The following is a 15,108-nucleotide window of genomic DNA, read 5'->3' on the forward strand; positions in this document are numbered from 1 at the left end:
TAATACCTCTAAAATTTTCTCGTAATTTGCTCTAAAGCTGTTCATCTATTTAAATGTTTGAAATTCAATTAAATATACGATTCTCTTAATCAATGAACAGCTTTTTTATAATGCACAACAGGTTAAATAAGCAATAATTTAATGTATTAAAGATTAATTTTTTAATTATCTAATTTTTGTTTATACTTTTGTTAGTAATTTGTTAATATTTAATTTATTGTTATTCAGTAAGCAACTCTCTTTTTGTTTAAATTTGGATTCTTAATTTATTGTTAAAACTTAACATTAAATTAACATTAAAACTCTTCAAAAGGAAGATTTTTGCAAAATATTTAATAACATAAATTTAAACAATGAAAAATTTTAAAAACTTATTATTTGTAGCCTTACTCTTTGTATCAGTTACAATTTTAGGACAAACTAAAATTTCTGGTACGGTTGTAGATGAAACAAACCAACCATTACCAGGAGCAAGTATTGTTGTAAAAGGAACAACAAATGGTACTTCAACAGATTTTGATGGTAAATTTACCTTAAAAACAACATCTAATTCTGGTGTAGTTGTTGTATCTTTTATAGGTTACAAATCAAAAGAAGTAACTTTTTCTTCATCAAAAACAAATTTAAGAAATATTCAGTTAGTTGAAGATGCTGGTTCTTTAGACGAAATTGTTGTAACTGCTACTTCATTTGCTATTGATAGAAAAACGCCAGTTGCGGTTTCTACAATTAAAGCTGCAGATATTCAAGCTAAATTAGGAACTCAAGAATTTCCTGAAATATTAAAATCTACTCCTGGAGTATATGCTACCAAAACTGGTGGTGGATATGGAGATTCTAGAATCAACCTACGTGGATTTGGTTCTGAAAACGTTGCCGTAATGATTAACGGAGTTCCTGTTAATGACATGGAAAACGGAGCTGTGTATTGGTCAAATTGGGCTGGTTTATCAGATGTTACATCTGCAATGCAGGTACAAAGAGGCCTAGGTGCTTCTAAAGTAGCTGTACCTTCTATTGGTGGAACAATAAATATTATTTCTAAATCTACTGATGCAAATATGGGAGGTAGTGTACGAATGGCTACAGGTAACGATGGTTATCAGAAATACGGAATGACTTTATCTACTGGATTAATGGATAATGGTTTTGCTGTTACTGCTTCTGCTGCAAAAATTTCTGGTGATGGTTATGTAAATGGGCTTCAATTTAGTGGAGTAAATTATTTTTTAAACATATCTAAAAAATTTAACGACGATCACAAATTATCTTTTAATGTAATTGGAGCAAAACAAACGCACGGACAACGATTTAATAGAAGAACAATTGCTGGAAATAGAGCAACTGAACAAGGAGGAAAAAGATTTAACCCAGATTGGGGTTATAGAAATGGACAAATTGAAAATACTTCTTTTAACTTTTATCATAAACCACAAATATCTTTAAACCATGATTGGGTGATTTCAGATAAAACATTTTTAACAACAGTTGCTTACGCTTCTTTTGGTTCTGGTGGTGGAAGAAGAGCAAGTAGAGGTTCTACAAAATTTAATGACGATAATTACAGATTAGGCGGTACAGATCAACCTCTAGATTTTGATAGAATTGTTCAAGAAAATAAAAATAGAGGAGCTTTAGGTTCTTCGGATGCTTTTTTAGCTTCTAATAATGATCATGAATGGTATGGTGTTTTATCTACATTCAAAACAGATTTATCAGATAATTTAAAATTATCTATTGGTTTGGATGGAAGATATTATAAAGGTATTCATTATTATGAAGTTACAGATTTATTAGGAGGTGAATATTTATTAAATCCTTATTCAAATGATAATAACGCTAATCAAGCATTAAAAGTTGGAGATCGTTTAAATAGAGATTATGAAGGTAGAGTATTAAAGTATGGTACATTTACTCAATTAGAATATTCACAAGACGAATTGTCAGTTTTCCTTTCTACAAATATATCTAATACAAGATATGGTAGATCTAGTTTTTTAGATGATTCAACAAATATAAACGGGCAAGTGTCTGGTAATGTTAACTTTTTAGGTTTTGGTACTAAAGGTGGAGCAAATTATAATTTAGATGATAATAATAATGTTTTTGCGAACATTGGTTACTTTTCTAGAGCACCATTTTTAACAGGTGGAGTTTTTGTAAACAAAGAATCTATCGATTTTAATGAAGATGCTGCAAATGAAAAAATATTTAGTGCAGAAATTGGATATGGATACAGAAGTGAAAAATTTAACGCTAATGTAAATGTTTATAGAACTTCTTGGCAAGATAAATCTATTTCACCTTCAGTTAGAGACCGTAATAATCCAGGACAATTTTTAAATACAAACATAACAGGATTAGATGCTTTACACCAAGGTATAGAACTTGATTTTGTATATAAATTATCTGACAGGTTAAAAGTGAATGGAATGGTTTCATTAGGAGATTGGAAATGGAAAAGCGATGTAGAAGCGGATATTTTTAATGATGACGGAAGCTTAAATTCAACAATAAGAGTATTAGCTACAGATTTAAAAGTTAATGACGCAGCACAAACTACGTATGCTTTAGGTTTAAACTATAAAGCTTTAGATAAAACGTCAATCTCTTTAGATTACAATTATGCAGGAGACATTTACTCTAGAGTTGATTTCAGTCAAGGAACAACAGATAGAAAGAATACATGGAAATTGCCTTCATATCATTTATTTGATTTAGGGATTAATCATGGATTTAGTATTGGAGAGTTTGATGCTACTTTAACAGGTAATATGAATAACATTTTTGATGTTGAATACGTTTCTGATGCTTTCGATGCATCTGACCATTCTGCTGCAAATGCTGATGTATACTATGGTGCCGGTAGAACATTTAGTTTAGGATTAAAAGTTAAATTTTAAAACACACAATCATGAAAAAAATAATTTTATTATTAACAGTTTTTACAATGGTTTTTACTTCTTGTGAACCATTAGAAGACATCTATAGCGAATTAGATGCACAAAAAAAAGATGGTATTGTTGGAGACATAACACGTACATTATCTGATGATGATTATAGTGAATTGAGCTTATCTTCTGGTGATTTTAAATCAGAAGAAGATGCAAAATTAATGCTGCCAGCATTTCTTACAAGCGAATACCCTGCTTTAGGTGTTTCTTATAATGCTGATGGTTCTATAAAGAAAGCTTCTTCCGCAGCAATTACTTATAAATTATTTAGCCCAATTAAGTTTGAAACGTATACAGTTTCTGCTGCAGATTATTCTAATCTTGGTGTTACTAGTTTAAATCATAGTGGAAATTTTAATGATTTCTTTGATGCTAAATTTCCAAGTGAAGCTAAAGGAACTGTTGTTGATTTAACATATCAAACAAAACCAACTATTATTGACTACACTTTAACAGATGATGATTTTGATTTAGTTGGAAATGGTAGATTTGATAATTTTGATATTAGAGTAGGTAGAAATGAGGAAACAATTGAGGTTAGAAGAACTAAAATTCAAACGATTTTACTAAATAATTTTCCTAACGCAGAAGATGGAAGTAAATATAATGTAACATATGCGGTATATGATGGTTCAGCAGGTACTTTAGAAATGCTTGTAAAACAACAAAAAAATGAACCAAATGCTTCTTTAACTACTGATTACACGTTAACAGATGCAGACTTTACTTTAGTTGGTAATGGTAGATTTAAGAATTTTGACATTAGACAAGGAAGAGCTGAAGAAACAATTGAAGCAAGAAGAGCTAAAATTGAAATGATTCTATTAAATAATAACCCTACTACTGCAACGGGAGATTTATACAATGTTACCTATGCTGTTTGGGAAGGGTTTGCCTCTACTAGAGTTATGTTAGTTGAGTTTAATGGAACAGGTTATGATATCTTTAGCACAACTTCTTATGAGCTATATACTTTTGCTTTAGAAGAAGCAACAACAAGATTTACACTTACAGATAAATGGGCAGCACCAATTACATTTACATCTAGTGAATATGTTATAATGGGACAACGTTTTCCTAACTTTAGTGATACAGATGAAGCAATATATAATATTGGAATTTATTTAAGAACATTATATCCATTTGCTACGCCAGATACTTTTGTAGCTGTAGAATACAACTATTATAATAGTGGTGTAAGCCAAAGAAATGTAAACTATGTGTTTGATGGTTCGGTTTGGAATGCAGTTCCTTCTGTAATTGATACTGTATTACAATTCGGTCACAATGGTACTACTTGGGTTCCAGACAACACAATTAAGTATACATTAACCAATGCTGATTATACTTTAGTTGGTAACGGTAGTTATGGTAATTTTGATGTTAGAGCCGGTAAAGATGAAGAAACTGTTGAATCTCGTAGAGTAAAAATCAACACAATTTTATTAGCAAACTTTCCACAATATGGGGTAGACCAAAAGTTTTCTGTTTCATACAACGTATGGAAACCAGGAGATGATGTATTTGTTATGAATCTTATTCATGATGGAACAGAATATATTTTACAATAAAAATTAGTATTAAAATAATATTAAAAAAACCACCTCAATGAGGTGGTTTTTTTATGTTTAAAATTAGTAACTTTACGGGATTAACAAAACCAACACAAGCAATGAAAGACATCCATTCATACTGGGCATACATAGTTTTAGCAATTTTAATTTTTACAGTTGTAAATGCTATAATTGGCTTAAAGCAAAAGAAAGCATTTACAGATAAAGATTTAAGGTTAGGTTTATTTACACTTATTCTTTCACATATTCAATTATTAATAGGTTTAGGGTGGTATTTTATGTCTCCTTGGTATAAATCCTTAAAAGCTGATGCTGGAACTGTAATGGGGGACAAAGCAACAAGATTATTAGCAGTTGAACACCCAATTATGATGATTCTTGCAATTGTTTTAATTACCATAGGTTGGTCTAAACATAAAAAGAAAACTGAAGATGCTGCAAAATTTAAAACATTTGTAATTTTTTATGGTATTGCATTGTTATTAGTTTTATCAAGAATACCTTGGAGTAACTGGTTTTAACATGAAAATATTAAGTTACGTATTATCACCAGTTTTTGCAGTAGTATTTTTTTCACTACTGTTTATATTTCATCCATTACAGTGGCTTGGGCTAAAACTCTTTGGTTATAAAGGACATAAGTTTGTGGTAGATTATATGAACTGGTTTTTATCAAAATCTCTTTTAATAGTTGGTATTCCTGTAAAGGTAGAAAATAACTACGATTTACCCCAAAACACTACTTTAATCTTTGTTTCAAACCATCAAAGTTTGTTTGATATTCCGCCAATTATATGGGCGTTTAGAAAATATCATCCGAAGTTTGTTTCAAAAGTTGAACTTTCAAAAGGAATCCCAAGTATTTCTTTTAACTTACGTCATGGAGGTGCTGCTTTAATTGATAGAAAAGATGGTAAAAAAGCAATAGCAACTTTGGGTAAATTTGCAAAGACTATCAATAAAAATAAATGGTCTGCAGTTATATTTCCAGAAGGAACAAGAAGTAGAAAAGGGAAACCAAAACCATTTTCTGCAAATGGGTTAAAAATGATTACTAAATACAACCCAGAAGCTTTTATTGTACCTTTAACTATTAATAATTCTTGGAAGACCTTTAAATATGGAAAATACCCTGTTGGTCTTTTTAGTCCAATTTTAGTAAAAACACATAAACCCATACAAGTAAATTCATTACCTTTTAACGAATTACTTGCACAAGTAGAAACTACAATAAAGAAACACATAAATTAAAGTTATGTCTATAAAAAATATCCGAAAGGAAGTAATGCAAACACTAGAAAAGAACATTGATAGTTTTGTTGAAAAATTTTTAATACCAGCTGAAAAAATTTGGCAACCAACAGATTTTTTACCTAATTCACAAAAAGATACTTTTATTAGTGAAGTAGAAGAAATTAGAGAACTTTCTAAAGAATTAGACGATGATTTTTGGGTAGTTTTAGTAGGAGATACTATTACTGAAGAAGCTTTGCCAACTTATGAATCTTGGTTATTAAATTTAGATGGAATCCATCAAGATCCAGACAATGGTTGGGCAAAATGGATTAGAGCTTGGACAGCCGAAGAAAACAGACATGGAGATACTTTAAATAAGTACTTGTATTTATCAGGCAGAGTTAACATGCGTGAAGTAGAAATTACAACACAACATTTAATTGCCGATGGTTTTGATATTGGAACATCTACTGATCCATATAAAAACTTTGTATATACAAGTTTTCAAGAATTAGCAACCTATATTTCTCACAACAATGTGGCAAAAATTGCACGTAAAAAAGGACATAAAGCTTTGGCTAAAATGTCTAAAATTATTGCAGGGGATGAAATGCGACATCACATTGCATATACAGATTTTGTAAAACAAATTTTTAAAATTGATGCTTCAGAAATGATGTTAGCTTTTAGAGATATGATGAAACATAAAATTGTAATGCCAGCATTACATTTAAGACACTCTCACGAAGCAAAAGGAAGTTTATTTGATGACTTTTCTGCAGTTGCACAAAGAGTTGGTGTTTATACAGGTTTCGATTATGTAGATATAATTAAAAAACTAAATACAGCTTGGGAAATTGATAAGATTACAAATCTTACACCAGAAGCGGAAAAAGCAAGAGATTTTTTAATGAAGTTACCAGACAGAATGTACAGAATTACAGAAAGAATTGTAGTTCCAGATACAAAGTTTAATTTTAAATGGATGTTACCAGCTTAAAATAATAAGAAGCTATTTCCAGCTTTCACTACTCGCTTTTTTTAAGAAAAATAAAAAAGAGCTCAAACAAACCGTTCAATCTGGGCTACACTTGTTTGCTAGTTTTTAGCAATTAAAAGTAAATAGAATTTTAAAATATTTTCAAACCTCACAGGTTTTTAAAACCTGTGAGGTCTTTTTTTTTCAAAGACGAAAAGACTATGTTTTCTGTGTTACTATGTAGTAAAATTTAAAAATCAATTATAAAAGAATCTTTATCATTCAAAAAACCAAGTTTCTTTCGAATAATATCTTGCTTTGATTTAACTAGAGTAGCACTTACAAAACCAACTTCATTATTTTCTAAAGTAGCAAGTTCTTCGCCTAAATAATCAATAACTAAAGAATTGCCAGAATACTCATAATTGTTAGCGTCTTTACCAGTTCTATTAACACCAATTACATAATTCATGTTTTCAATTGCACGCGCTTTTAAGAGCATATCCCAAGCTTTTATTCTAGTTACTGGCCAATTTGCCATAAAAATTAAAAGATCATAATTTTCGGTATTTCTAGCCCAAACGGGGAAACGTAAATCATAACAAATTAACGGGCAAATTTTCCATCCTTTATAAGTTACAATTAGTTTTTCATTCCCAGAGGTATATATTTTGTCTTCACCAGCTAAAGTAAAAGAATGTCTTTTATCATACGTTTCAATTTTACCAACAGGATGCACAAAAACCAAACGATTGTAAAAATTATCGTTTTCAGTTATTACCAAACTTCCACAAATAGCAACTTGTTTTTCTTTGGCAATTTTCTGCATCCAAGAAACAACAAAACCATCCATTTTTTCAGCAACTTTTTCAGGATTCATTGTAAACCCAGAAGTAAACATTTCTGGTAAAACAACTAAATCTACATCAAGTTTTAAATGGTTTATTTTTTCTTCAAAAGAAGCAATATTTTGAGTAGAATTTTCCCAAACCAAATCTGCCTGAATTCCAACAATTTTCAATTCGTTTTGCATCAAAATTAATATTAAAGATTAACCAAGTATAAAAGTAAGTTTTTGTAATTTAGAAAACTAAATTGAACAAATAAAAAGTCTATGCAATCTTTCATTTCTGAAACATTAGATGATATTTTAAAAACAACTACTTCATTTGAAAATGTAGTTTTTATATTGCCTTCTCAAAGAGCAAAAGTATTTCTAAAACAAACGTTTAAAGATAAGATTTCTGTTGGTTTTTTGCCAGAAATTTTAAACATAGAGCAATTTATAAATCAGGTTTCTAAGATAGAAAAAGCTGATAGTATTCAGTTGTTATTTCACTTTTATACTATTTATAAATCCATAGAAAAGGATCCTGATACTTTTGATGTTTTTTCTTCTTGGGCATTTACAGTAATTCAAGATTTTAATGAAATTGATCAACATTTAATAGACACAAAAGACATTTTTGTTTATTTAAGAGACATTCAGCGTTTAAAAAAATGGTCTGTAAAAGGCGAGTTTAAAGAAACAGAGTTAATGAAAGATCATTATTCTTTTTTAGAAAAACTGAATAAATTTTATCCTGCTTTTTATCAATTTTTATTAGAAAACAACATTGGGTATCAAGGTTTAATTTATAGAGAAAGTTGTAAAAAAATTGATGCTTTTCTTGAAAATAATAAGCATAAAAAAATCTTTTTTATTGGTTTTAATGCATTAAATACAGCGGAGGAATACTTGTTTCAAAAAGTTTTAGAAAACGAAAAATCTGAAGTTTATTGGGATATTGATACCGCTTTTTTCAATTCAAATCACCAAGCAGGTACCTTTATAAGAAAATACAAAAAGGAATGGAAATATTACGAGAACAATGCTATAAAGACATTAGGAAATTCGTTTTCAGCTCCAAAAAACATACAGGTAATTGGCGCATCTAAAAATATTACGCAAATAAAATACGTAGGAGAAATTTTAGAAAAAATTACAGATTTCAGTAATACAGCACTGGTTTTAGCAGATGAAACATTATTGCCAATAACTTTAAATTCGTTACCAAAAAACATCAATACAATAAATATAACAATGGGTTATCCTTTAAAAGATATACCTACAACTAGTTTAATTTTTGCTGTTTTTCAATTATTTGTTTCTCAAGAAAAGTTACAAAAGAAACTAGAAAACGAGTTTTATTATAAAGATGTTATTCGATTTTTAAAACATGAGTCTATTTATAAATTAATACCATCTGTAGATAGTTTTTCAGATGAAATTGCAAAAAATAATCAGACATTTATCAATCAAAATAATATTAGTCATTTACTAGAAAGTTCTAGTTCTGAAATTAAAGAAACCATCGCTTTAGTTTTTAATACGTATACTTCAATAGACGAATTTATTGAACGATTTTTAAAATTAATTAATCTTTTAAAAGAAGATGTAAATGAGTTAGAGAAGGAATATTTATTCCGTTTCTATACCGTTTTTACACAACTAAAAACGCTTCAAACAACGTATGAATATTTTTCTGATTTAAAAACATTGTCACTGTTTTTTAAACAATTAATTTCTTCAGAAAGTTTATCATTTCAAGGAGAACCGTTAAGAGGATTGCAATTAATGGGCATGTTAGAAACCCGTGTTTTAGATTTCGAAAATATTATTTTAACGTCAACAAACGAAGGAGTTTTACCAGCAAACAGTCAGCAAAACTCATTCATTCCTTTTGATGTGAAAATTGAATTTGGTTTGCCAACTTATAGAGAAAAAGATGCTATTTTTTCGTATCACTTTTTTAGATTAATACAAAGAGCAAAAAATGTTTTTATTTTGTATAATACAGAGCACGATGTTTTTGGAAGTGGGGAAAAAAGCCGATTTGTAACGCAATTAGAAATGATGAAGAGTGGTATTGTTCAAAAAATTATATCGCCAAAAGTAGTCACTAAAAACATTGAATTAAAAGAAGTCGACAAAAACGAAGTTGTTTTCAGTCGATTAAAAGAAATTGCCAAAAGTGGAATTTCACCATCTGCATTAACTAATTATTTATACAATCCTATTTCATTTTACAAACAGAAAATTTTAAAATTAAAAGAGTTTGATGATGTAGAAGAAACAGTTGCTTTTAATACGTTAGGTACAGTAGTTCATGAAACATTAGATGAATTATATACACCATTTGTAACTAAATTTTTATCAAGTAAAGATATTGGCTCAATGCAAAAAAAGGCAAAGGATTTGGTTGTAAAACATTTTAAAAAAGAATTTAAAAACGGCGATATTTCTACTGGAAGAAACCGTTTAATTTTTGAAGTTGCCAATAGATTTGTTTCTAATTTTCTATTGCAAGAAAAAGAATTAGTTTCAGATAAAAATAATACCCTAAAAATTATTGCTACAGAAGATAATCTTGCTGCAGAAATAGAAATTGAAGGAATTGATTTTCCAATAAAACTACACGGACAAGTAGATAGGGTAGATGAGTTAAATGGCGTTGTTAGAATTATAGATTACAAAACAGGTATGGTAAGTAGTACTAATTTAAGGGTTCCAGAATTTGAAAACTTACGTGACGAAAAACACTTAAAAGCGATTCAAGTTTTAATGTATGCTTATTTATATTCCAAAAGTAAAAAGCACAATTTTAACCAACCATTAGAAGCGGGTATTTATTCCTTTAAAAACCTGAACAGTGGGTTTTTATCTATAGATTTTGCCCAAGCTAGAAAAGTTCCAGAAACAAAAATCACTGAAGAAAAATTAGAAGAATTTCTTCAAGAAATAAAGACATATATTAAAGAGATTTATAATCTTGAAAAGGCTTTTATAGAACCTGCAGATTTAAAATACTAATTTAAGACTTCCCTTTTAAAATTAATACAGGTGCTGTTGTAAAAAACTCTTCTTTAAGAATTGTATTCTTTTCCCATAATTTTTTAAAAAAACCTCTTTTTCTTGTAAAAACACATAACATGTCTGGTTTTTGTGTGCTTATATGTTCTAAAACACCTTGAAAAGTAGTGGCGTTTTCAGTTATGGTTAAAGTAGATTGTAATGCAACTAAATCTTTATTAATTACTAAATCTTCCTCTTTATAATTAGGTATTTTTACCAATAATAAATTTACTTTAAAATCAAATGCTTTCATCATAAATTGTAAAGGCTTTAAGGCCGTTTTACTTTTTACTATTCCAGATTTAAAAGCCATTAAAGTAGAATTAATCGGAGAAAAAATATAGTTCTCTGGAATTGCCAAAACAGAAATATCAGTTTGTTTAACAATGCTACCTGCAGTTCTACCTAAAAAAAGTTCTTCTTTTATAGAATTACTTTTAGACCCAACAATAACTAAATCTATACCTATTTCATTATCAATTGTTTCAATACTATCAACCACACTTCCTTTTGCAGAAATCAATTTAACATCAACATTTTTTACGTCAACACTTCCTACCATCATACGTAAATATAAGTTGGTTTCACGTTGTATAATTGCATCCACATTAACCATAGTTCCTGCTTTAGATTTAGAACTATAAGCTCTAAAAACAAAAACTTTTGCGTTAATTTTATCAGCAAAATCAATAGCGTACTGCAATGTGTTTTTTGCGTTATCTGTAAATCCGATTGGTACTAAAATGTGTTTCATATCAAAAAATTTAATACTGCAAAGTTACGGATTTTTTTTGGGCGTTACCACAGGGGTCAGGCTTTCCGTTTCAAGTCCTCGTTCGTTCCTCACTGCGGGCTTTTCTCTGCAATCCTTAACGCAAATCTAGTTACCTTTACATATTGTAGATATGAAAACAAATATTAGTTTTAAAAATATAAATAAACTCGCAATTCCTGCTTTAATAGCTGGTATTGCTGAACCTATTTTATCTATTACAGATACTGCAATTGTTGGTAATATGCCAGAAAATGCAACAGAAAGTTTGGCCGCAGTTGGTATTGTTGGCGCTTTTATTTCTATGTTAATTTGGGTTTTCGGACAAATAAGAAGTGCAATTTCTTCAATTATTTCTCAATATGTTGGCGCAAATAAACTAGAAGAAGTAAAAACCCTACCAGCACAAGCAATTGCAATTATTGTTGCAGGTAGTTTATTAGTTTTAGCAATTTCTTATCCATTTTCAAAACAAATATTTCAGTTTTACAATGCTTCTGATCAAATTTTAGAATACTGTATTACCTATTTTAATATCCGAATTTTTGGTTTTCCGTTTTCACTTTTTGTATTTGCAATTTTCGGAACTTTTAGAGGCTTACAAAACACTTTTTACCCAATGATAATTGCTATAATTGGCGCTTTGTTAAATATTGTTTTAGATATAATTCTGGTTTATGGTATAGAAGGTTACATTCCTGCTATGCATATAGAAGGAGCAGCTTATGCAAGTGTAATTGCGCAAATTGTTATGGCAATTATTGCAGTTGTTTTATTATTAAAAAAGACTTCAATATCATTAAAGTTATCTTCAGTAATTCATCCTGAAGTTCCACGATTATTAGGTATGATTGGTAATTTGTTTGTAAGAACAATTGCATTAAATACGGCTTTGTATTTTGCAACATCGTATGCAACAAGTTATGGTAAAGAATACATTGCTGCGTACACAATTGGTTTAAATTTATGGCTTTTAGGAGCCTTTAGTATCGATGGTTATTCTAGTGCAGGAAATATTTTATCAGGTAAATTACTAGGAGCAAAAGATTATAAAACATTACTAAAGTTGAGTAATAATTTATTCATTTATGGTTTAGCAATGGGTGTTTTTATGGCGTTAATTGGCTTTCTTTTTTACGAACAAATTGGTAGTATTTTTACAAAAGACCAATTAGTCTTAGATCAGTTTTATACCACCTTTTGGTTGATTTTAGCAATGCAACCAATTTGCGGAATTACTTATGTTTTTGATGGAATGTTTAAAGGAATGGGAGAAATGAAATATTTAAGAAATCTACTTTTACTTTCTACAGGGCTTGTTTTTATACCCGCTTTATTATTTTTCGATTCTTTAGATTTAAAATTATATGCAATTTGGATTACTTTTGTTTTCTGGATGATTACACGAGGTTTGCCTTTAATTATTAAGTTTAGAAGTAAGTTTATACCATTGGCACAAACAAATTAATTTAACTATAGGTTCGAGTGTTTTCGGAAGAATGAAAAAAAATGTGTCGAGAACTTTTAATAATAAACCTTATTTTTACTAAAAATTCATTTTAATGACTACAACAAGACAAAACGGAAGTTTATTCACAAGTATAAATAACAATATTGCAATTATAGAGTTTGGACATCCTGCAAGCAATTCTTTTCCGAGTGAATTATTAGAAAGATTAAGAAAAGAATTAATTTCTGTAGGTAATAATGAGGAAGTTTCAGTAATCATTTTAAAATCTGAAGGAGAAAAAGCATTTTGTGCAGGCGCGTCTTTTGATGAATTAGTAGCGGTTACTAATTTAGAAGAAGGAAAACAATTTTTTGCTGGTTTTGCAAATGTTATAAATGCCATGAGAACTTGTGGTAAATTAATTATTGGTCGTGTTCAAGGAAAAACAGTTGGTGGTGGCGTTGGTTTAGCTGCAGCTTGCGATTACGTTTTAGCAACAGAAAATGCTGCTATAAAATTATCGGAATTTACAATTGGTATTGGTCCCTTTGTAATTGAGCCTGCAGTAACAAGAAAAATTGGTGTTTCTGGAACAACTGAACTGACTTTAGACGCAACTAATTGGAAAAACGCTTATTGGGCAAAAGAAAAAGGTTTGTATGCAAAAGTATTCGAAACTCAAAAAGAGCTAGATGAAGCTGTAGACATTTTATCAGAAAAATTGGCTTCTTACAATCCTTCAGCTTTAGTAGAAATGAAAAAAGTGTTATGGAAAAACACTGAAAATTGGAGGACTTTATTAGCAGAAAGAGCAGCTGTTTCGGGTGAATTAGTTTTGTCTGATTTCACAAAAAAAGCGTTACAAAAATTTAAAAAATAAACTTGTGAAAATCGTTTCAACAAACATCGGAGAAAGAAAAATAATTAACTGGAAAGGAACAGAAATTGTTACAGGTATTTTTAAATACACTGTTAATGAACCTATTTTTTTAGACACAGAAGATGTAAAAGGAGATACTATTTGTAACAGAGAAAATCATGGAGGTATTTTGCAAGCTATTTATGGTTACTCGTTAAAACACTATGGTTATTTTAAAAAAATGCACCCGAATTTAGATTTCGAAATGGGAATCTTCGGAGAAAACTTAACGTTGGACGATTTAGATGAAACCAAAATTCACCAAGGAGATACTTTTAAAGTTGGTGAAGCTGTTTTAGAAGCAACAATTCCTAGAAATCCTTGTTTAAAATTAGGAGTTCGTTTTAATGATATGAAAATTGTAAAACAATTCTGGAACTCTACTTTTTGCGGTGTTTATTTTAAAGTAATAAAAACAGGTTTTGTAAAAATTGATGATGTTTTTGAACAAATAAAAAGTTGCCCAGAAAACCCAACTATTGCAGATTTGTATGTTGCAGATAGAACTGAAAAAGGATTGTAAGCATTTTTAATTTTTTAACAAACCCTTTTTCTTCTTCTCCAAGAACTTCTTTTCTAATTTATTAGTCACTTTTTCTAAAGCAATATCAATAAATTTTAAAGCTTCTTTTTTGTTATTTATTTTAGAATAATAACCTGCTTTTGCCCCATAAAATAAGTAAGAGCGTTGTGCTAAATCTTCAGGATTTATTTGCTCAAAATAATAGTTTGCTTTCACAAAATTGTTGGTTTGTAGACAAACAACTGCCATGGTTAATAAGTTCGAATGAGAAGGTTGTAACTCGTATAAACACTTATACCAATGCAAAATTTTATCCCAATTTGTTTGTTCGAAATTAGGTGCTTTAATATGTTCTGATACAATTGCTGCTTCGTAATGATATCTTGAAAAAAAATCCGTTTTTACGGCTTTATTCATCATCATATTTCCTAATTGAATTAAAGGAAAAGACCATTTATTCCTGTCTTGTGTTTTTAAATCTAACAGCTCGTTTTCTGTATTAATTTTTGCATCTAATCTTGCAGAATGAAAACACATTAAAGCAAATAATGCATATGCATTTGAAATTTGAGTATGTTTATTTTTAAGTAACATTTTACACAAACGAATTGCTTCTCCGCACAATTCTTTTTGAATAAGAACTTCTTTTTTATTGGAGTGAAATCCTTCGTTAAAAATTAAATAAATAAACCTGTTGTGCATTATAAAAAAGCTGTTCATTGATTAAGAGAATCGTATATTTAATTGAATTTCAAACATTTAAATAGATGAACAGCTTTAGAGCAAATTACGAGAAAATTTTAGAG

General features: G+C 29.3%; 12 protein-coding genes. 9 read left to right on the top strand and 3 right to left on the bottom strand.

The features are described 5' to 3' along the window. The first annotated feature begins 353 nt into the window (after positions 1-353). From V3V28_RS09760 to V3V28_RS09780, 5 genes are all read left to right on the top strand, one after another. Entirely contained in the window at positions 354-2,903 is a 2,550-nt protein-coding gene (locus tag V3V28_RS09760) for a TonB-dependent receptor (protein WP_331364831.1), read from the top strand. An 11-nt stretch (positions 2,904-2,914) separates the two neighbouring features. Continuing rightward, on the top strand, positions 2,915-4,525 hold the full coding sequence (locus tag V3V28_RS09765) for a hypothetical protein (protein WP_331364832.1): 1,611 nt from the start codon (positions 2,915-2,917) through the stop codon (positions 4,523-4,525). A 101-nt stretch (positions 4,526-4,626) separates the two neighbouring features. After that, positions 4,627-5,049: a hypothetical protein gene (locus tag V3V28_RS09770; RefSeq protein WP_331364842.1), complete on the top strand. Its 423-nt coding sequence runs from the start codon at positions 4,627-4,629 to the stop codon at positions 5,047-5,049. A 1-nt stretch (position 5,050) separates the two neighbouring features. Next, complete coding sequence (locus tag V3V28_RS09775; RefSeq protein ID WP_331364833.1) at positions 5,051-5,779, top strand: lysophospholipid acyltransferase family protein; 729 nt, start codon at positions 5,051-5,053, stop codon at positions 5,777-5,779. 4 nt (positions 5,780-5,783) lie between these two features. Continuing rightward, the gene (locus V3V28_RS09780) at positions 5,784-6,764 is read left to right on the top strand and encodes an acyl-ACP desaturase (protein ID WP_331364834.1); all 981 of its coding nucleotides are present in this window, start codon (positions 5,784-5,786) and stop codon (positions 6,762-6,764) included. Between the two features lie 229 nt (positions 6,765-6,993). Here V3V28_RS09780 and V3V28_RS09785 read toward each other — a convergent pair whose 3' ends face one another. Continuing rightward, a complete protein-coding gene (locus V3V28_RS09785) occupies positions 6,994-7,776 on the bottom strand; it encodes an amidohydrolase (protein ID WP_331364835.1) in 783 nt (260 codons plus the stop codon). An 81-nt stretch (positions 7,777-7,857) separates the two neighbouring features. Between V3V28_RS09785 and V3V28_RS09790 the strand changes: the two genes are divergently transcribed. Beyond that, on the top strand, positions 7,858-10,596 hold the full coding sequence (locus V3V28_RS09790) for a PD-(D/E)XK nuclease family protein (protein ID WP_331364836.1): 2,739 nt from the start codon (positions 7,858-7,860) through the stop codon (positions 10,594-10,596). Position 10,597: 1 nt separating this feature from the next. Here the strand turns inward: V3V28_RS09790 and V3V28_RS09795 are convergent, their stop codons facing one another. Beyond that, positions 10,598-11,392 (bottom strand): universal stress protein, encoded by a 795-nt coding sequence (locus tag V3V28_RS09795; RefSeq protein ID WP_331364837.1) that lies wholly within the window; start codon positions 11,390-11,392, stop codon positions 10,598-10,600. Positions 11,393-11,543: 151 nt separating this feature from the next. Here V3V28_RS09795 and V3V28_RS09800 point away from each other — a divergent pair, with 151 nt between their 5' ends. The 3 genes from V3V28_RS09800 to V3V28_RS09810 all read left to right on the top strand — a co-directional run bounded on the left by V3V28_RS09800 (position 11,544) and on the right by V3V28_RS09810 (position 14,302). After that, complete coding sequence (locus tag V3V28_RS09800; protein ID WP_331364838.1) at positions 11,544-12,878, top strand: MATE family efflux transporter; 1,335 nt, start codon at positions 11,544-11,546, stop codon at positions 12,876-12,878. A 94-nt stretch (positions 12,879-12,972) separates the two neighbouring features. After that, positions 12,973-13,740 carry an enoyl-CoA hydratase/isomerase family protein gene (locus tag V3V28_RS09805; RefSeq protein ID WP_331364839.1) on the top strand — a complete coding sequence of 256 codons (768 nt, stop codon included), beginning with the start codon at positions 12,973-12,975 and terminating at the stop codon, positions 13,738-13,740. A gap of 4 nt (positions 13,741-13,744) precedes the next feature. Continuing rightward, positions 13,745-14,302 carry an MOSC domain-containing protein gene (locus V3V28_RS09810; protein WP_331364840.1) on the top strand — a complete coding sequence of 186 codons (558 nt, stop codon included), beginning with the start codon at positions 13,745-13,747 and terminating at the stop codon, positions 14,300-14,302. A 6-nt stretch (positions 14,303-14,308) separates the two neighbouring features. Here V3V28_RS09810 and V3V28_RS09815 read toward each other — a convergent pair whose 3' ends face one another. Continuing rightward, complete coding sequence (locus V3V28_RS09815; protein WP_331364841.1) at positions 14,309-15,004, bottom strand: DUF6596 domain-containing protein; 696 nt, start codon at positions 15,002-15,004, stop codon at positions 14,309-14,311. Positions 15,005-15,108: the final 104 nt, after the last annotated feature.

Origin of the sequence: Polaribacter sp., assembly GCF_036480315.1 — a bacterium.
Classification (GTDB): Bacteria; Bacteroidota; Bacteroidia; order Flavobacteriales; family Flavobacteriaceae; genus Polaribacter.